Below are 20,214 nucleotides of genomic sequence, written 5' to 3'. Positions count from 1 at the left end.
AAAGTAAAATGCAGAGCTTATGAGAAAAAAATATAATGCTATACCGGAAGATGAGCGGTTGGCGATCATTGAGAAATCGTCACGGCAGGTTTCGCGTGGGGTGTTTTACTCTACGATCATCATTATTGCGTCGTTCTTGCCGGTGTTCTTGTTGACGGGGCAGGAGGGGAAACTGTTTCATCCACTGGCCTGGACGAAGACGTTCATCCTGGTGGTCGATGCGGTGCTGGTGGTGACACTGGCGCCCGTGATCATTTCGTTTTTTATGAAGGGGAGGTTCCGGAGCGAGAAGCATAACCCGGTCACCCATGGTTTGGAGAAAATATACGAGCCCATCATCCGGGCCTGTATGAAGTGGCGCAAGACTACGCTCGCGGTGAACATCCTCGCGTTAGTGGTAAGCGTTCCGCTGTTACTTTCGTTGGGTACGGAGTTTATGCCACCGCTTGACGAGCAGTCGATTTTGTTTATGCCCGTAACGTTGCCCGACATCTCCAACGAAGAGGTGAAGCGCATTTTGCAGGTGCAGGACAAGATCATCAAGTCGGTGCCCGAAGTGGACAAGGTGCTTGGCAAGGCGGGGCGTGCCAATACGGCCACCGACAATTCGCCCATCAGCATGATCGAGACCATCATCATGCTAAAACCAAAATCGGAGTGGCGCCCGGGCATCACCAAGGCGGCCATCATCAATGAACTGGATGCCAAAATGCAGATCCCCGGTGTCGTCAACGGCTGGACGCAACCTATCATCAACCGGATCAACATGCTCTCGACCGGTATCCGGACCGACGTTGGCGTAAAAGTTTATGGCCAGCAACTCGACAGCATCTATGCGCTGTCGGAGAAAGTGAAGAAGGCCTTGGCGGGTGTCCCGGGGGTAAAAGATCTATATGTCGATCCCATCACCGGGGGAAAATACCTCACCATCGAAGCCAACCGCGAAGCGCTGGGCAGGTTTGGGGTGAGCGTCAACGACGTCAACACCATTGTGGAATCGGCCATTGGTGGCGCGGCCATCGGGCAGACCATCGAGGGGCGTCAGCGTTTCACCATCAGCGTGCGCCTGGCACAGGATTTTCGCAGCAGCATCGATCAGATCAAACGCATCCCGGTGAAGACGCCGGCGTTGGGCATCGTACCCTTATCGAGTGTGGCAAATATAAAATTCGAGGATGGCCCACCGATGATCGTTTCGGAGAACGCCTTGTTGCGCGGCGCCGTGCTCTTCAACGTTCGCGATCGCGACTTGGGGGGCACCGTACAAGAGGCGATGGAAACCATCAACAAACAGATGGGCACGTTGCCCAGTGGCTACTACTTGGAGTGGAGCGGACAATACGAAAACCTGATCCGTGGACAGCAAACTCTCATGATCATTTTGCCGGTGGTGCTGCTCATCATCTTCATCTCGCTTTACCTGGCGTTTCATTCCATACGCGAAGCTTTCTTCAGTCTCATCACCGTGCCCTTCGCATTGATCGGTGGCGCCTATATGGTCTACTTCTATGGGGTGCATTTGTCCGTGGCGGTGGCGGTGGGCTTCATCGCGTTGTTTGGTATCGCGGTGGAAACGGGCGTGGTCATGGTGATCTACCTGAACGACGCCATGCACCAACTGGTAAAACTTCGCGGCAACTCACGCGAGACGATCACACCGGAAGAGCTGAGAGAATTTGTTATTCACGGTGCGGCCAAACGCTTGCGTCCAAAACTCATGACGGTGTCGGTGGCGCTCTTTGGCCTGGTGCCGGTGTTGTGGTCGACGGGCGTGGGCAGCGATGTGATGTTGCCCATCGTGTTGCCCATGATTGGCGGTGTGCTCACCTCGTCCACCCACATCCTGCTGGTGACGCCCCTCATCTTTTTAATGACAAAAGAATATGAGCTGCGCAAGCTCGGTAAACTTGACGTATATGAGAAAGCATAACCCATTGATCCTGCTCCCGCTCCTGGTGCTGGGCCTGTCTCCGGTCACGGCGCAGGTGGTCACACTCGACAGTGTGCTGGCGCGCATCGACCGCGCGAACCCGATGTTGAAAGAATATGATCAACGGGCGCAAGCCTTTGAGGCCTACACGGGCGGCGCCAAAAGCTGGATGGCCCCCATGGTGGGTGCCGGAACATTCATGACGCCCTATCCCGGCCAGCGCCTGATGGAGGAACGCGACAAAGGTTCGGTCATGATCTCGATGGAGCAACAAATTCCCAACCCCGCCAAGCAACGGGCCAACCAAAACTATCTGGCCTCCCGCGCTGCCGTGGAAGGTGAGGCGCGTGCCGTAAGATTCAATGCCTTGCGCGCGGAAGCGAGAACACTGTATTATCAATGGCTGGTCGCTACCGAAAAAATCAAAGTGCTTCGCGAAAACGAACAAACGCTGGAACTCATGCTGAAGCTGGCCCGCGTGCGCTATCCCTACAACCAGGGCAGTCTCGGCAACATCTATAAAACCGAAGGCCGCTTGCTGGAAGTACAAAACATGCTGTTGATGACCCAGGGCGACATCGACGAAAAAACGTTCCGGATAAAATCGCTGATGGCCTTGCCGGCGGCAACACCCCTGCAAATCGACACGACCACCGAGGTGAGTTTCCGTTTCAGTCCCATCTTGTCCGACACGGCGGCGATCGGTGCGCAACGCAGCGATGTCCGGCAAATCGACAGGACCATCCAGGTAATGCAGCTGAACCAGCAATTGCAACGCATGCAAGCCAAGCCCGACTTCAAGATCCGCTTCGACCACATGCAGCCCATCGGCGACATGCCCACACAGTTCACGGCCATGGCCATGATCTCCATACCCATCGCACCATGGTCGTCGCGCATGTACAAAGCCGAAGTGAAAGGCATGCACCACGACATCGAAGCCATGCGTCGCCAACGCGAAGCGCTCCTCATCGAAACGCAAGGCATGCTGGGCGGCATGGTGGGGCCGATCAACAACATGCAACGTCAGCTCGCCAACTATGCAGAGAAGATCATCCCCGCGTTGCGCAAGAACTACGAATCGATGCTGCTGGCCTATGAAGAGAACCGCGAACAATTGCCCGCCGTGCTCGACGGCTGGGAAGCTTTGAACATGGCACAATTGGAATATTTGAACAAACGGGAGTCGTACTACATCATGATCGCGAACTATGAGAAACAAGTGGAAGAATAATAGAATCCCGGGCAGCCTGCTTCGCCTGGGACTGGTAGCCCTTTGTCTCGTGTGGTTGAGCGCTTGCGCAAAGAAAGAAGCCGTGCACGATGAATACACCTGTCCCATGCACCCCACCGTGCTCGCCGACAAACCCGGTACCTGCCCCGTATGCGGGATGGACTTGGTACGCAAAGCACGCCCCGGTGAAGTATCCGCTGCCGACGGCGACCTGACGCCTTTGCTCAAATCCACCAACGAGGTGGTCGCCAGCCATGTGAAGACCATAAAAGGAGAATACCGCGCTTTGCCACTTTCGCAGGAAACCCAGGGCATCATTACTTATGACACCCGGAACAGCTACACGCTCTCGGTAAGGACCGGCGGCCGGTTGGAAAAAGTGTTTCTCAAGTATGCCTTTCAGCCCGTGAACAAAGGTCAGAAAGTCGCTGAGCTATACAGTCCCGAACTGATCACCGCACAACGCGAATTGCTTTTCGTGTTGGAAAGCGACGCAGGAAACACAGCCCTGGTCGAGTCCGCCAAAAGGAAGCTGGAACTGCTGGGTGTGGATGCGGATTTTATTCAAAAACTGATCGCCAGGAAAACGGTGGCCAACACCTTTCCCCTCTACAGTCCGTACAGCGGCTACGTTGTGACGGCCACACAACAAACGCCTCCGACGTTACCCAAAAATCCAAACAGTACATCCCCGGCGGGAATGGGTGATGGAGGAATGGGATCTCCGACGAATGCGAGTGCGAATACTCCTTCGACTGCTAGTGCAACGTCTAGCGCTGCCTTGCTTCGCGAAGGCGACTATGTGAGCGCAGGCCAAACCCTTTTCAACATCGTGAACATCGCAGCGCTGCGCATCGAGCTGGATGTTCCCGCAGCCCAGGCCAACGCCATCCGCAAAGGCGATGTGCTCACGCTGGACTTTGGCAACGGCACACTGGAGGATGCTACGATCGATTTTGTGCAACCTTACTTTGCACAAGGCGAAGAGTTTTTGAAACTGCGCGTATACACCAAGCACATGCAAGACCTGCACATCGGTCACCTGGTGCGCGCGAAAGTACACCTCACCGCCAAGGAATCCCTTTGGGTGCCCCGCGACGCCGTGCTCGACATGGGCCGCGACCGGCTGGTGTTTGTGAAAGACGGCGCCATGTTGAAACCGAAGAAAGTTACCACGGGCGTCCATGCCAAGGGTTGGATCGAGATCACCCAAGGCCTGGCGGCTTCCGAAGAGATCGCTGCTAATGCCCATTACCTGATCGACAGTGAAAGCTTTGTTAAAACCACACCCTGAGATGAGAACCGTATTCCTATTGATCGCCTTGCTGTCCGTGTTGGGCGCATGCACCGAAAAGCGGCCTGCTGCCGGGCATGCCGATCACGCGCATGCCGAAGAACAGCCGGCACCTCAAAAGTACACGTGCCCTATGCACCCCGGGGTGGTTCAGGATGGACCGGGGAAATGCCCGATCTGCGGCATGGACCTGGTTCCCAAAAAGGCGGGCATCGAACTCATGCTGAGCGAAAACCAAATGCGACTGGCCAACATCACCACGGCGCCCATAACACTCCAGCCGGTGGGCCAGACCATCGTGATCAATGGAAAGCTGGCGCTGAATGAAGAAGGTTCCTCCGTGATCAGCAGTCGTGCTGCGGGTCGTGTGGAAAAACTTTTTCTGAAAGAGACCGGTCGTTCCGTGAAGAAAGGGGAGCCCCTCTACGAACTGTACAGCGAGACCCTGCTGACGCTGCAACGCGAGTACCTGCTGGCCAAAGCGCAGTTCGATGCGTTGGGCAAAGAGAACCCTCGTTATGCAACGTTTTTGAAAAGCGCCGAACAAAAGCTCCTGCGCTATGGCCTCACCCCAACGCAAGTTGACCAGCTCGGCAAGTCCAAAGTGTTTAAAGAGCGGATCACGTTCCTGGCGCCGGCGTCGGGGCTGATCACTTCCATCCGAGTAGCCGAAGGACAATATGTGGAAGAGGGTGCGGCACTGTATCAACTGGAAAATATCGGCACCCTGTGGCTGGAAGCGGAGACCTATCCGCAGGAAACTTCACTGGTGAAGGTGGGCGACATGATCACCGTGCGGGTGAATGGATACGAGGCCACACCTGTGGAGGCGAAAGTGACCTTTCTCAGCCCGGAATATCGCGCCAACACGGTGGTGACGGTGCTGCGCGCCACCCTGGTAAACCCCGATGATCTTTTCAAACCGGGCATGCAGGCGCAGGTGCTCTTCACCCACTCGTCGCGCCAGGCGTTGGCACTCCCTACCGACGCGGTAATCCGCGACGCCCACGGAGCCCACGTATATGTGCAAACCCTGCCGGGCACCTTCGAGCCCCGGGAGGTGGAAACGGGGCTGGAAGATTTTGGAAAAGTCGAGATCACCGGGGGATTGGCAGAAGGAGACACCGTGGCGGTCACCGGGGCCTATTTGCTCTACAGCGAGATCGTGCTCAAGAAGGGCGGCGATCCGATGGCCGTTCATCAACACGAATAGTCGCCAGGGAAGGAAATCCTAATCCATTGAAAATGAAAATAAACGCCTGGAATAAAAACCGGCTGGATCCGGACAATTTTGATGAGAGACGGCCCCTTCGAATAATGTAAATTTGCGAGAAGTCATAAAAAAAGAAAGGCCTCCTTCATTTAACTTTAATGCATCATGCAAAAAATCTCAGCGCTCATTTTTCTTCTTCTTTTTTCCCTGACGATTGGTTTTGGCCAGGCATATAAAGGCTTGATTGAGGCCTCGAAGGTGGTCACACCGGACGGCCACTACCAGGATGAATATACCTTTGATGCCTCCGTTGATCCGCAACGCTGGACAAAAGAGAAGCCCGGGTTGCACATCTCCTTTGCCTCGACCGATAAATTATATTTCAGAAGTGAAGTGCCCGACCTGCAACCCGAGTCCCTGGTGTGGGAGCAAGCAGGATGGAGGGGCGAGCGTCTCAATACTACATTGGTTGTCTGGTCGCCCGACACCCTCGACCAAGTGAGGTTTGTCTTACATGATCTGGTGGGCTCAAAGGGCGCTGTGTTGAAGAAGGAGAATATCAAACTCAATCTCGTGCGCTACGTGCTGTCGAACTATCCTTATGGCGCCAGCAATCTCGACTGCGGTCCCTCGCCCTACAAGGATGTGTTCCTGATGCCCGATCGATTCGAGCCGTTTGAAAGATTTCAACTGCCCGGACGTACGTCCCGCCCGGTATGGCTTTCCTTGGAAGTACCCGCGGGCACCGAACCGGGTCAGTACCAGGGAACGATCGATGTAAAAACAGATCACTATAGCGCTACCCTAACGCTGAAGATAAAAGTGCAGCAACCTACGTTGCCTCCGCCTTCCGAATGGAAATTCAGACTGGATCTTTGGCAGAATCCGTGGGTGCTGGCCTGGTACAATCACGTGGAGCCCTGGTCGGAGGAACACAAACTGTTGTTGAAAAAACACATGAAGCTCTATGCCGACGCCGGTGGAAAATACATCACCACCTATGCTGTGCACTCACCCTGGGCCGACAATTCATTTCGGATCGAAGGCACGATGATCGACTGGACCAAACAAGCAGATGGTAGCTGGAAATTTGACTACGATATTTTTGATCAATACGTAACGCTTGCCATGGAAGCCGGCGTGGACGAAGCTATTACGATCTATTCGCCGGTGCCCTGGGGAAATCGCTTTCGCTATCGCGATGGGAAAACAGGAAACTATGCCTACGAGATCATGGCGCCCGATTCAAAAGAATACAAGGCATTCTGGAATATTTTCCTGACCGATCTGAAGGCCCACTTGCAGCGCAAGGGATGGTTTGAGAAAACGTATATTGGTATAAACGAAAGTGAAATGAAGCAGACGTTGGCGGCGATACAAGTCGTCAAAGATCATTCGAAAGATTGGAGGATCACCTATGCCGGTGATTGGCACAAAGAACTCGATCTCTTGTTGAGTGACTATTCTTTTCTCTATGGAAAGGAACCCAGCATGAAGGAAGCCGCCGAACGTTCGGCGAGAGGAGCCTCGTCTACCTACTATGTCTGTTGCAATCCGGCCAAGCCGAATAATTTTGTTTTCTCACCGCCCATTGAAGGCCGGTGGATCAGTTGGTATGCCGTCGCGTATGGCTACGATGGATTTCTGCGATGGGCCTATGATGCATGGCCCGAAGATCCCACCCGGGATGCGCGTCACGGATCGTGGGCCGCGGGAGATTGCTTCCTGGTGTACCCTGGCGCAAACAGTGGCATTCGTTTTGAGAAATTACGGGAAGGTATTTCCGACGCAGAGAAAATAAGAGTGCTGCGGGAAAAGGCGGCGAAATCAACCGATAAGAATGTCAAAAAACTCATGCTGGAATTCGACCAACACCTCAAGTCGTTTACAACGGAACGCGATTTTAATGAACAAAAGATCACCGATGCCGTACAGACCGGAGAGAAGCTGCTCGACCAGTTGAGTGAGACGCTGAAGTAGTTGTGAATTGCAGATCTTAATAAACAATGTATAACCCCTAAAATGTAATAAATATGAAAACATCCCTGCTCCTTTTCGTAGCCCTGGTGTTGAGTGCCACGGCCTTTGCCCAAGCCCCTTCCTTTGTCGATAAGAACATTGGAGATGCGTACCAGGAATATGTAAAAGTAAAAGATGCCCTCATCGCCTCCAAAAGCGCCGATGCCAAAACAGCCGCTACGAGTCTTCAAAAGAAACTGGCCGGCGTAGCCTCCGCAAAAGGAGCCGCTGCCGAAGCCTCGAAAGTGAGCACGGCGGCCACCCTGGATGCCCAACGCCTGGCTTTCTCCTCGCTGAGCAATGAAATGGCCAAGCTGGTGAAAAGCGCCAAACTGTCGTCGGGAACCCTGTATGTAGATTTTTGTCCCATGGCCAACAACAATGCGGGCGCTTTCTGGCTTTCCAACGACAAGGCCATTAAAAACCCCTATTTCGGCGATAAAATGCTGACTTGCGGCATGGTGAAGGAAACCCTGCAATAACGCGGGCCAAAATATTTTTCAGATCTCCCTGTGACTTTCCTGCGGCCGCTTCATCTAAAACCCGAAGCGGCCGCGAAAGGTGGGGGCCTTTCAAAGCCGCTCTCTATCTGATTTCCCGGAGGGAAGGCCCGCCGTGAGTATATTAGAGTGAGAAGGATTGAATGGCGTCCTTCCAACCGGGAAAGAGGATAGTAGTATCATTTACAAGGATCGAATCCCCTGACAGTCTGGAATAGGTATTTGACAAGTGGTAAATTTTTTTACATTTGTTAGGTTCTATGAAGAAATCGAATCACATCAGACTTTTAGCTAGCATCTTGGTTGGATTCTTTTTAGCATCCTCAATCGTTTCCGATAGCCTGGCTGCCTTTCGCAGCCTCTACGAGTTTGAAGGCCTGGCGCTGACAGAAAAATTAAGTCCGGCCTGCCAGTGGGCTGACCTCACCTTCGAAGAAAAAGAAACCGAAGAAGAGAAAGGTTTCGTCCCCGTAGTTCAGAACCATATCGTTTTCATTGGCTTTACCGGCGAGTCCGTGTTGTTTACCATCGCCGGATCTTCATCCAACAGCATCTCCGACGCGCACCGCGTTTATGACAATACAGCCCATATGCCCTTGTACCTCTCCGCGAGGTCCCTTTTGATCTAGCATATTTTGTTGATGCCTCCACGGAAGGCTACTCTTTTTACTTCGCCCGTGGCCCCCAGGCTGTCCGTCACTTTGTTTCACACGACATTGAGATGAAAACACATCAAAATATTTCCTTCGATGAGCATGCCGTACTTCACGACCTGAAGCACTACCTGCCGGCTCAGGCCCCCCTCAAGGATTTTATCCACCACAACACGCTTCATGCTTTCCAGAAGCTGAAGTTTGAAAAAGCGATCCGCAGCGCCACCGAGATTTTTGGCTACAAAGTGGGCCTCACGTTGGACGAATACCGGTCGGCCTATACCACAAACAGGATCCGGGGAGATATCCTGGAGATGATCATCACCCAACGGCACGGCGCTTCCTCCATCCCGGAATGGAAAGAGAAAGCGCTCATCAAAGTATACGAGAACAACACCTCGCCCCGCATCGGCCAGTTGCGCGCCAACTGGAAAAGAGAATACCGCATGGACCTCGATTCATTGGTGCAGCCGGTTCTCTTCCGCACGTTGTGCAGCTACCTTGACCAGGGCATTTCCATCTGGGATTTCCCCGTCAGCAATAAAAGTTTTCTTTCGGCATTGCGTGAAATGGAGCGCAACAGCCTGGCCAGCTTTTTCCATAAGAACCGGGCAAAAGAAGTATTCCTGAGAACATCCTGCGAGATCGCCGACCTGCTGAAGGTTCTGGTAGGGGACGAGTCGCTCTACGCACAATATTTATACGACCAACAATTTGCACACCAGGGATGGTCGGGCATGGTGTCGCAGATCGAAGACCAGCCACAGACCCTGCTCGACCACCGGCAGATCTCGCTCCACGACCTTATCGTGCTCGAACTACTGATGGAGATCGACGCCCTGGACACACATTTTGGCGTAGCCAACTGGTCACCGCTGGCCACCAAAATAAAGAGCCTTCCGCTCGGGTTGTTTGTGCCCGTGCCCGACACGGAGTACAACGAAGTGCTCAACATCCTGCAGGAAGCCTACGAATGGTCCTACTACGACGAAGTGCTGGAAGGCATACAGTTTCCCAAACATCCTAAACCGGCGCCGGACCACAAAAGCTTCCAGGCCATGTTCTGTATCGACGATCGCGAATGTTCGCTCCGTCGCTACCTGGAAAAACTCGACCCGGCGTGTGAGACCTTTGGAACCCCCGGCTTCTTTAGCGTGGAGTTCTACTATCAGCCCGAAGACGGCAAGTTCTACACCAAGCTGTGTCCCGCGCCGGTAACCCCCAAGTACCTCATCAAGGAGGTGGGTTCGAAAAGCAAGCGCCAGAAAGATGCACACTTCTCGAAGCATTCGCATAACTTCTACAGCGGTTGGCTCATATCCCAGACGTTGGGATTCTGGTCGGCCTTCAAACTGTTTGTGAACATCTTCCGCCCGTCAATGAGCCCGGCAACGGCCTCGTCGTTCAGACACATGGACAAGATGTCGAGGCTGACCATCGAGAATAAAGGACTGGATCACCGCGAGAACGACCTGCAAATCGGTTTCACCATCGAAGAAATGACCAACCGCCTGGAGGGTATGTTGAAAAGTATTGGGTTGGTGAAAGACTTTGCGCCGGTAGTGTATGTGATCGGCCACGGCTCCAGCAGCATCAACAACCCACACTATGCCGCCTACGACTGCGGCGCGTGCTCGGGTAGAGCCGGCTCGGTGAATGCCCGCGTCATCTGTGCCATGGCCAATAAACCCGAGGTGAGAAAGATGCTCGCCGAACGCGGCATCACCATCCCCGAGACCACCCAATTCGTGGGGGGCATCCACGACACCACACGCGACGAGATCATGTTCTTCGATGAAGCGTCGCTGTCCAGAATGAACGCCGAAAACCATAGCAAGCATGAAGTGGTGTTTGCTAACGCGCTCGACTATAATTCCAAAGAACGCTCGCGGAGATTCGAATCCATCCCGACCACGTTGAGTCCTATGAGAATTCACGAAAAGGTCAGAACGCGATCTGTGTCGCTCTTCGAACCGCGTCCCGAATTGAACCATGCGACAAATGCGCTGTGCATCATCGGCCGGAGAAGCCTGACCAAGGACGTCTTCCTCGACCGCCGTTCGTTCCTCAACTCCTACGACTACCGGATCGATCCGCAAGGCAACATCCTCCACAACGTGATGAAGCCCGTGGGCCCGGTGTGCGGCGGCATCAACCTGGAGTATTTCTTCTCGCGCACCGACAACCAAAAGATGGGCGCCGGCACCAAGCTGCCCCACAACGTGATGGGACTCTTTGGTGTGGCCAACGGCATCGACGGCGATCTTCGCCCCGGCCTGCCCAGTCAAATGATCGAAGTGCACGATCCGATCCGGCTCATGGTCATCGTGGAGCAATTTCCCGAGATGTTGCTGGATGTTATACAGCGAAGCCCCGAAGTATACGAGTGGTTCATCAACGAATGGGTATACCTGGCTGCCGTCAATCCCGAAACGCGGCAGGCCTCCGTGTTCAAGGAAGGCAAGTTCGCGGCATACAAGCCGTTGCTCAGCAAGGTCGACGTTGTTCCCGACGTGACAGCCATCATCGAGACGCATCACGACAATCTTCCCGTTTACTCACTTTCATAAGACCGCCGCATCATGACATCGCTTCTTCAACTTTTCATCGTGATCCCGCTGGCGGGATTCCTATTGAGCCTGCTCATCCCCGGCAAACAGGAAACCCTCATGTCGCGCGTGGCCTTCTCTACGGTGGGGCTTCATTTGTTGAGCTTCCTTGTGTTTGCCGTATACTGGTTTATCGACGGCCTGCCCCCGTATGATCTGAAAGACATCGTGCTCTTCAAAACCACGGGCTATGAATTCTTCATCGACTTTTATTTCGACCGGGTCACGGCCACCTACTTGTTTGTGGGGGCGTTCCTCACGTTCCTGGTAACGATCTATAGCCGCTACTATTTGCACCGCGAAGTGGGCTACAAGCGGTTCTTTAACACGATCCTGTTCTTCTACTTCGGCTACAACCTCACCATCTTCTCCGGCAACCTGGAGACGCTGTTTGTAGGGTGGGAGATCCTGGGTATTTCTTCGTTCCTGCTCATCGCTTTCTATCGCGATCGCTACCTGCCCGTGAAAAATGCCGTGAAGGTGTTTTCCATCTATCGCATCGGCGACGTGGGATTGATCCTGGCCATGTGGCTCATGCACCACTTGTGGCACGAGAACGTCACCTTTGCGAAGTTGAGCAACTTCGAGTTGGTGCACGAACATTTGCAACGCCACAGTTGGGTAGGGGTGCTCATTTCGCTGTTGATCCTCATCTCGGCCGCCGCCAAGTCGGCACAGCTGCCGTTCTCCTCCTGGTTGCCGCGCGCCATGGAAGGGCCCACGCCTTCGAGCGCCATCTTCTATGGATCGCTTGCCGTGCATTTGGGCGTGTTCCTTTTGCTGAGGACCTTTCCCTTCTGGGAGCACCAGCTTTCGGTGCGCATCCTCATCGGCTTGCTGGGCTTTGTCACCAGCGTGATCACGACCGGCATCGCCCGCGTGCAGTCGTCGGTGAAGAGCCAGATCGCCTACGCGTCCATTGCGCAGATCGGGTTGATCTTTATCGAGATCGCCGCCGGATTCAGCGGGCTGGCGTTGTTCCACTTTGCCGGCAATGCTTTCCTGAGAACGTATCAATTGCTGGTGTCGCCTTCGGTGGTGAGCTATCTCATCCGCGAGCAGTTCTACAATTTCACGCCCCGTGCCCGCTCCATCGAAGACTCATTCCCCAAGAAAATGCAGTACACGCTGTACATGCTGTGTCTGAAAGAATGGAACCTCGACTCCTTCATGTACCGCTATCTCTGGAACCCGTTGAAGTGGGCTGGTCGCGGGTTGAACTTCCTCACCGTGAGCCGCGTGATGTTATTCTTTGTGCCGGCCTATCTCATCGGCGTGGCCAGTTTATATGGCGAAGAGGTGATACCGCCCGCGATCCACCAGGCGTTGCCCATCTTTTTCTCCTTGCTGGCGCTGATCGCGGTGTTGAAATCCTTTACCGAAAGAAAGAATGTGGAAATGAGCTGGATCCTGGTGATCATGAATCACTTTTGGATCGCCCTGGCCATTTCCTTTAACGAACATTTCAAGTACGACCAGACGTTCCTGTACTTGAGTGGTATCCTCGTTTCCGGATTACTGGGATACTTTTGCTTGCGGTGGTTGAAATCGCTGGAACAAAACATTGACCTGGACCAGTTCCATGGCCATTCCTACAGACACCCCAAGCTGGCGTTCATCTTCCTGCTGTCGTGTCTGGGTGTTTCAGGATTTCCCATCACCCCCACGTTTGTGGGAGAGGACTTGATCTTTACCCATATTCACGAAGAGCAATTCCTGCTGGCGTTTTTTGTGTCGTTGAGCTTTATCATCGACGGCCTTTCGATTATCCGGATCTATGCGCGGGTGTTCCTTGGTCCTCACGTAAAATCAGTTTACGAGATGGGCTATCGTTCATCATAAATGACAGGTTAGTTAATTTATTCAGGAGAGATCCCGCTCCCGTTCGTATTTCGTATATGACCGGGAGACGGGATTTTTCTTTTTCTCAGGATTTTTAGGATGTATCTTGGGTTCAGAATGATGAAGTCCCGGCTTGAACGAAGTGAGGTGGGAGACTTGGCGTTTTTATTGCCATGGAATGTATGGTGCGCGACAGTTTCCGGCAAACCAAAAACTTCAGATTAGCGTTTTTCCATTATAAAACCAGAATACCATGCAACGATTTGTTTTCATTGTAGCCATCACCCTGTTTGCCGCCTGCACCGGCAATAGCCAGAACCGCGTCGAAAAGGAAAAGATCGCTAAGGATACGGCCAAGGTCATCCAGCGTACCGATGCTGAATGGCGCGCCATACTCACCTCCGAACAATACCATGTGCTGCGCGAAAAGGGAACCGATGCCCCTTACATGGGTAAATATTACCTGCACCACGAAAAAGGTGTCTACACCTGTGCCGGTTGCGGCGCGGAGTTGTTCACGTCCGATATGAAGTTTGATTCCGAATGCGGATGGCCCAGCTTTGACAAAGAGCTTGCCGGCGACAAGATCCTGAAGATCGAAGACACCTCCCACGGCATGATCCGCACCGAGATCGTCTGCGCCCGTTGCGGTGCCCACCTCGGCCACCTCTTCGACGACGGCCCTACGCTGACCGGCAAGCGCTATTGCGTGAATTCCACCTCGCTTAATTTTGAGTCGAATAAAAAGAAAAAGTAAAGAAGAAAGTAAGACAACTGTTTTGATAGAAGGGGATGCTGAAGGGCATCCTTTTTTTTATGCTTTTTTTGATTTAGCGGAGGTAGTGTGGAATTAATGTAACAATACAAGCGGGCGTTAGGATGAGGTCCGGTTTAAAAAGGACAGATGTAGGGTTGCCGGTGAAATTATCGTGATTTTTGAATGAAATAATTGTTACTTTCGGTAAACCTGAGCATCTAAAACCTAAACCATACCAGGCTTCTTTCACATGGCGATTACCAATCCAAAGGAGGGCGCACTCACCAGGCTCCTCCACGGAAGATTCGGCGCGGCCGTTCTTCTTGTATCGTTGCTTGTCGGCATCTCCCTACTCACCCGCATTGTCTTTCTCATCTATTCCTTTTCGCAAGTCGATGTGTCCGTGGGCAATTTGCTGGGCATATTCCTGTTCGGCTTTTTCTACGACCTGGTCAATGCCGCCTATTTCATTATTCCGATGATGTTGTACCTGTGGCTGGTGCCGCAGCGTCTCTACGGAAAGCGTTGGCATGGCGTGGTGCTGCTGGTGTTGGTTACGGTGTTCACCTTCCTGCTGTTGTTCAATGCCGTTGCCGAATGGTTCTTTTGGGAAGAGTTTAACACCCGCTATAATTTTATCGCCGTCGATTACCTGGTGTATACCAATGAAGTGCTGGGCAACATTCAGCAGTCCTATCCGATCGTCTGGATCATTACGGGTCTTGTAGTTCTTTGCGCGCTCATTGTGGTCCCGTTGACACGTCTTGTGAAGCGCCTGCCGGCTGCGGAACCTATGCGGTTCAAAAAACGCAGTGTTGTGTTCTTGGGATATGCCGTGCTGCCGGTGATGCTTTATTTTGCCGTGAACGCGAAGTATCATCAGTTCAGCAACAATGCATACGTGAACGAGCTCTCGGGCAACGGCATGTATGAGCTGTTTGCCGCCTACCTGAACAACGAACTGAGCTATGATCAGTTCTACAAGACCATCTCCCAGGAAACGTCGTTCCGCGATGTGCGCGAGATGATCCGCACGCCGGAAGCTACCTTTGTGAACAACCACCCCGAAGACATCAGCCGGCGCATTGCACACACCGGTGAAGAGAAGCACCTGAATGTGGTGCTCATCTCCGTGGAGAGCCTCAGCGGCGAATTCATGAACGCCTTTGGCAGCACCCTCAACATCACACCCTTTCTCGACTCCCTGGCGCAACACAGTTTGTTTTTCACCAACGTCTACGCCACCGGAACACGCACCGTGCGCGGCCTCGAGGCCTTGTCCCTATGCGTGCCGCCCACGCCAGGCCAATCCATCGTGCGCCGCCCCAACAACGAACACCTGTTCTCGCTCGGCAAAGTGTTTGCAGAAAAGGGCTACGAGACCAAATACATCTACGGCGGCTACGGCTACTTCGACAACATGAACTACTTCTTCGCCAACAACGGCTACACGGTGGTGGACCGCGAAGAACTTGCCGATAATGAAATTGACTATGAAAACATCTGGGGCGTGGCCGACGAAAACCTGTTTACGCTGGCCATGCGCGAAATCGACAAGACCGTAGATAGTCACAAGCCCGTCTTCGCGCACGTGATGACCACATCAAACCACAGACCCTACACATACCCCGAAGGCCGGATCGACATTCCCTCGCACACGGGCCGTGAAGGCGCTGTAAAATACACCGACTACGCCATCGGCGACTTCATTCGAAAGGCCCGTAAAAAGCCGTGGTTCGACAGCACCGTCTTTGTCATCGTGGCCGACCATTGCGCGTCCAGCGCCGGCAAGTCAGAACTGCCCATCAACAAATATCATATCCCGCTCCTCGTCTATTCCCCGGCAAACATCGCCCCGGCAAAGATGGAGCGACTGATGAGCCAGATCGATCTCGGCCCCACGATGCTGGGACTCCTCAACTTTTCCTACGTCAGCAAATTCTATGGCTACGACATCTTCCAACTGGAACCCGGCCGCGAGCGCGTATTCATCAGCACCTATCAAAACCTCGGCTTCATCCACGACAACAAAATGATCGTGCTTTCGCCCCAGCGCAAAATGGAGACCTTCAACGTCACCTTGGGAAGCGACAAACTCACGCCCACAGCCGAAGACAAAGCCTTGGAAGAACAAGCCATTGCCTGGTATCAAACGGCGAGCTATGCTTTTAAAAATGGGTTGATGAAGTAGGGCAGGGGCACGAGCGTTAATCGAAGCACGTCATTCCGCAGGCACAAGTTTCCTCGATCTTCGCATGTGGCCCAAGGAACCCCGTGGATAGCGCACTTAATCTGTGTGGTGATGCATTTTGAAGTGGGCGCGATGCTTATCGGGATTTGCCGGGTTTCGTTTTAGACGGTGCTGCGGTATATCCCGTTTCTCTGCACTCGAAATTCGGGATGTCTTGAACTACAGGCGCAACATTTTAAAAAGCGTGTCCCTGCGACATGACGCAGGCCTTCCTCACTTCTTAATCCACTTCTTCAACACCGAATGTTGTCCCATCTGTATCGACATCAGATACAACCCCGAAGGCCAAAGCGAAGTATCAAGCGAAGTCTGCAGCGTTGCATTGTCCTTGACCAAACGCTGCGGCGGATTAACATCCTGCCCTAACACCGACTGCATGCGCAGCGTAATATCGCCGACATAGTCGTTATCGATCGTAAGATTCAACACCGCTGTCCCAGGATTGGGGTGGACCTGTATACTGGTTTCCAGCGCTTTTTCGACCGCCGTAACCCCCTCGACGTAGACGGTCTGGTCGGCTGTGGCGTTACACAGCTCCAATCCGGAACCGTTCACGGTATAGGTCGTGGTCTTGGTAGGGTTCACGACCAGTTGCGGGCCGAGTACATTATGGATCACGTTGTCGTTCGAATCCCACGAGAAGATGGTAGCGCCGCGGCCGTTCAGGATCACTTGTTCGCCAGGGTTGATCAGCAGTTTGGAAGCCGATATTTGCACCGACGGGTTGATGCCGACAATGGGCTCGATATCCATCGCGATGTTCGCGCCATAGGCGATGGTCATCAGCCTCCATTCACCGGTGGCATCCTGTACCCACGACGTAGAGTTGTTCGCCTCATTGTTGGCCGACGATACAATGGCCAGCTTGTAGCCTGCATCGTTGTTGATCTCCACGCCCACATGGAAAGGTTTACCAAAGGCGGCGGGAGTCTCGCGGTCCAGCACCACTTCGGTGTAGCGGTTGTTGGCGATGTCGTCTTTCACTTGCTTGAGCAACACGTCCTTCCGCTCCAGCACCGCGCCGGGGCCGCCTTGGTAGCCTAAGGCATTGTAGATTGTGACGGTTATGGTGGCATCATCCGGGGCGTCGGCCAGGCTGGCGAATTTTATCTTGGCGCCACTCACATACGCATAGCCACAGACGTTGGCGAAGCGTTCGGAGTAGGCCTTGTTCTTGGAGCTGTTGGTGCCGGTGAGATATCCGGTGTTGCTTCCGAAGTCGGCTGCGTTCAGAACAGAGGGTGTGTAGGCTGGATCAAAATTGGTGAGGCTGCCGCAGACACCTTCGTTCGATACGTGGATGTATTGATCAATGTTCAGCGTATCGCCATAGCCTTTACTGTTCCGGGCCACGAGCGCTACGCGGTACACGCCGCCTACGTTGTATTGGATCGTCGGGTTAGCAGCCCGTGACGAGTCCGGGGTGCCGCCTTCGAAGTACCAGCGGTAGTCTGTGGGGAAATTGGTGGCGATGCTGGTGAACTGCACTTTTGCCTCGCGCAACACACAGGTTGTGCGGTCGGCAAAGAAGCTGACGGTCGGAGGTGCGGTCGGATCGATGGGAGTGCACAAGGAGCCCAGTTCATACAAAGCCTTTCTTCGGGGGCTGTTCACCAGGACGGCGCGGATGCGATCCTTTTGTCCCTTCGTAAAAATGTTCATACATGCGTCGTCGCTATAGTCCATATAGTTCTGAGGCATGATAGGACCGCTGTTGTCGCAGGCGAGCGTGGTGACCGGGCAACCACGGCTCGGGCCTTTTGCCGGCGGGGTGTCGGAAACATAATCATCGGCGCAAACGCCATCGCCCCAGATGTGACGCAAGCCCAGCCAGTGACCGGTTTCATGGCTCAGGGTTCTGCCCTTGTTGTAGGGTTCCGCCATGATGGGAAAATTGCCCTTCTGTGCCGAGCCAAAAGAAGTGTATTGAATCACGACGCCATCGGTGGAGGCCGAGCCACCATCACTGATGCCGCTAAGCCCCGACTTGTCGGGAAACTGCGCATAGCCCAGGAGGTTGGCGTCCTCACCACCAAACTTCAGCGTCCAGACGTTATAGTATTTGCTTGGGTTCCAGATGGTCTGCGGTTTGAAAGCTTCAATTTGTGTGCGGGTCCAGGTGTCCTGGGTGTTGGCGATACGATCGATGCCGGGTTCGGCCATGGGGTTACCTTGCTGGTCAACTGGTGCAAGGCAGAATTCGATCTCAATGTCTGCCGATCGGGGATCGCTGCTGTAGCCATTCGAGCCGACTTTGCGGCGGAAGTCTTCATTCAATACGGCGATCTGTGATTGGATCTGCGCCTGGCTCAGGTTGCGTCCTGTGCCGATGGCCTCGCCTTTGTGCACCACGTGCACGATGATGGGGATGGTAATGACGATGTCCTCCGTTCTTCCGTTGGATGGATTTCTGGCTTCCTGCTGCAAGGTTTGTTGGATGAGTTGCTCCAGGTCGTCGAAGCTTGAACGCCACGGGTATTTTAGCTTGTTGATGCTGTCCTGCTCCATGGTTGCGCACTGGCGGATCGATTGGGCCTTGGCGGCGTGCCAGGAAGCGAGGGTACAGGCGGCTATAAATAAAACACGGCGTATCATGCTCTTCGTCATTAATTGTTGTTGGTAGCCTTGAAAGTCATCCGGTAGCTACTGGTATTATTTTCATCCAAAAAAATCTCGAGCTCCATCTGTGCATCGTCTGCACTGCGCACAAAGTAGGGGAGTTGTTGGTCCGACAACACGGGAAAAATAAAAGCGAGCGTGGCATTGGCATTTGAGAACGTCCACGCATCAGTCAAGTAAAGTTGAGGGTCGCCGGCCTGGCAGGTGCTGGCACCTTCCTGCACTTCGTAGGTATGCAGGGTGTTGGCATAAAACACGTAGCGGTCGTCGGCCACGCAACTGCCCAACGCCTGGGGGAGATCCGACTCCCGGAAAGTGATGTCGCCTTTGCCGGCTTGTTTGATGACCAGGCCCGTGAGCTTCCATGCGCGGCTGGTGGTGCCCGTGAAGTGCTGCGTATAGGTGTAGGGTATGGGCTTTACTTCCTCCGAGCAGGCTGCGGCCAGCAGGAGAAGAAGACTATAGAAAAGGACGTTCCGTGTTTTCATGTGGCGCAGCATTTTAGTCCCTTACGAGTTTGAATGAGAATTCCGGTTGTTCCTTATAGCCTGCCAGCTTCACTTTCATGAAGATGTCGTGGGTTATCGGATCTACAAAACCCGAACCGTTGATGGTTGCCGAATCCGCGGGCAGCGTGGCATCTTTCTGATCGGGAATGGTCAGCGTGTTGTCGCCGTTGTCGATGAACTTGAGCGAGCGTTCGCGCGGGAACTGGAAGATATCGATGTCCCAGTTGGAAAGCGTGTACTCCTCACAATCGGTGCTGATGATGGTGATGTCTTCCACGGGCACCGATAGCTCGTCTTTAAGACCCATGTAGTTGCCTCCCAGGATGCAGTCGTCCTGGATGGTGAAGATAAATTTCTTGCCGATGCCACCACCGTCTTGCCCTACGCCAATGTCGGGATGGTCGGTGCCGGTCAGCGTGAGGATCAGCGTTTGCGAGCGCAGGATGTTATTCGAGTTGTTGATGAGCTGCACGGTGATGTAGCCGAAACTGCTCTCGCTGGTCAACTTCACCTTGCCGCGGTCGCCGACGATGGTGTAGTCGATGCCCTCGCGTGCGGTGCCGCTGATGGAGTAGGTGGCCGTGATGTCGTCCTTGACCTGGGGTCCGGCCAGGTGTACTTCTATCTTCACAGGCTGACTGTAGCTTTCTTTCAATGTCTGCAGCGTGTCGCTGAACCGGAGGTGATAAGGTCCCGTAAAAATGATCTTCTCCGTTTCACAGCTCAACACCGCCGCGACGAGGCCCCACAACATCACTTGCAATATCGCCTTGTTATACTTCAT

General features: G+C 53.7%; 14 protein-coding genes. 11 read left to right on the top strand and 3 right to left on the bottom strand.

Going from position 1 to position 20,214, the window contains the following annotated elements; genetic code table 11:
- The first annotated feature begins 19 nt into the window (after nt 1–19).
- From D4L85_RS34945 to D4L85_RS28500, 11 genes are all read left to right on the top strand, one after another.
- Nucleotides 20–1,930 carry an efflux RND transporter permease subunit gene (locus D4L85_RS34945; RefSeq protein ID WP_119757507.1) on the top strand — a complete coding sequence of 637 codons (1,911 nt, stop codon included), beginning with the start codon at nt 20–22 and terminating at the stop codon, nt 1,928–1,930.
- Nucleotides 1,917–3,164, top strand: coding sequence for a TolC family protein (locus D4L85_RS28545; RefSeq protein ID WP_228450661.1), 1,248 nt, complete (start codon nt 1,917–1,919; stop codon nt 3,162–3,164). The genes D4L85_RS34945 and D4L85_RS28545 overlap by 14 nt, the downstream gene beginning before the upstream one ends.
- Entirely contained in the window at nt 3,142–4,458 is a 1,317-nt protein-coding gene (locus tag D4L85_RS28540; protein ID WP_119757505.1) for a heavy metal-binding domain-containing protein, read from the top strand. Before D4L85_RS28545 ends, D4L85_RS28540 begins: the two co-directional genes overlap by 23 nt.
- A 1-nt stretch (nt 4,459) precedes the next feature.
- On the top strand, nt 4,460–5,671 hold the full coding sequence (locus D4L85_RS28535) for an efflux RND transporter periplasmic adaptor subunit (protein WP_119757504.1): 1,212 nt from the start codon (nt 4,460–4,462) through the stop codon (nt 5,669–5,671).
- A 165-nt stretch (nt 5,672–5,836) separates the two neighbouring features.
- Nucleotides 5,837–7,651 (top strand): DUF4091 domain-containing protein, encoded by a 1,815-nt coding sequence (locus tag D4L85_RS28530; RefSeq protein ID WP_119757503.1) that lies wholly within the window; start codon nt 5,837–5,839, stop codon nt 7,649–7,651.
- Between the two features lie 53 nt (nt 7,652–7,704).
- On the top strand, nt 7,705–8,172 hold the full coding sequence (locus D4L85_RS28525; RefSeq protein WP_119757502.1) for a DUF3347 domain-containing protein: 468 nt from the start codon (nt 7,705–7,707) through the stop codon (nt 8,170–8,172).
- A gap of 278 nt (nt 8,173–8,450) precedes the next feature.
- A complete protein-coding gene (locus D4L85_RS28520; RefSeq protein WP_119757501.1) occupies nt 8,451–8,819 on the top strand; it encodes a hypothetical protein in 369 nt (122 codons plus the stop codon).
- A gap of 92 nt (nt 8,820–8,911) precedes the next feature.
- Nucleotides 8,912–11,413: a YbcC family protein gene (locus tag D4L85_RS28515; protein ID WP_119757500.1), complete on the top strand. Its 2,502-nt coding sequence runs from the start codon at nt 8,912–8,914 to the stop codon at nt 11,411–11,413.
- Between the two features lie 12 nt (nt 11,414–11,425).
- Entirely contained in the window at nt 11,426–13,294 is a 1,869-nt protein-coding gene (locus D4L85_RS28510) for a proton-conducting transporter transmembrane domain-containing protein (RefSeq protein WP_119757499.1), read from the top strand.
- 253 nt (nt 13,295–13,547) lie between these two features.
- The gene (gene msrB, locus D4L85_RS28505) at nt 13,548–14,051 is read left to right on the top strand and encodes a peptide-methionine (R)-S-oxide reductase MsrB (RefSeq protein ID WP_119757498.1); all 504 of its coding nucleotides are present in this window, start codon (nt 13,548–13,550) and stop codon (nt 14,049–14,051) included.
- Between the two features lie 250 nt (nt 14,052–14,301).
- Nucleotides 14,302–16,242: an LTA synthase family protein gene (locus tag D4L85_RS28500; protein ID WP_119757497.1), complete on the top strand. Its 1,941-nt coding sequence runs from the start codon at nt 14,302–14,304 to the stop codon at nt 16,240–16,242.
- Between the two features lie 273 nt (nt 16,243–16,515).
- Here D4L85_RS28500 and D4L85_RS28495 read toward each other — a convergent pair whose 3' ends face one another.
- Genes D4L85_RS28495 through D4L85_RS28485 form a run of 3 tightly spaced genes read right to left on the bottom strand, consistent with a single transcriptional unit; the run spans nt 16,516 to nt 20,214 of the window.
- A complete protein-coding gene (locus D4L85_RS28495) occupies nt 16,516–18,897 on the bottom strand; it encodes a M43 family zinc metalloprotease (protein ID WP_160144062.1) in 2,382 nt (793 codons plus the stop codon).
- Nucleotides 18,898–18,908: 11 nt separating this feature from the next.
- On the bottom strand, nt 18,909–19,409 hold the full coding sequence (locus D4L85_RS28490) for a hypothetical protein (RefSeq protein WP_160144061.1): 501 nt from the start codon (nt 19,407–19,409) through the stop codon (nt 18,909–18,911).
- Between the two features lie 13 nt (nt 19,410–19,422).
- Nucleotides 19,423–20,214: a hypothetical protein gene (locus tag D4L85_RS28485; RefSeq protein ID WP_119757494.1), complete on the bottom strand. Its 792-nt coding sequence runs from the start codon at nt 20,212–20,214 to the stop codon at nt 19,423–19,425.

The organism is Chryseolinea soli (genome assembly GCF_003589925.1).
GTDB lineage: Bacteria > Bacteroidota > Bacteroidia > Cytophagales > Cyclobacteriaceae > Chryseolinea > Chryseolinea soli.
Note: the sequence above shows the minus strand (reverse complement) of the source record. Positions and strands in the feature narration are given on the sequence as shown.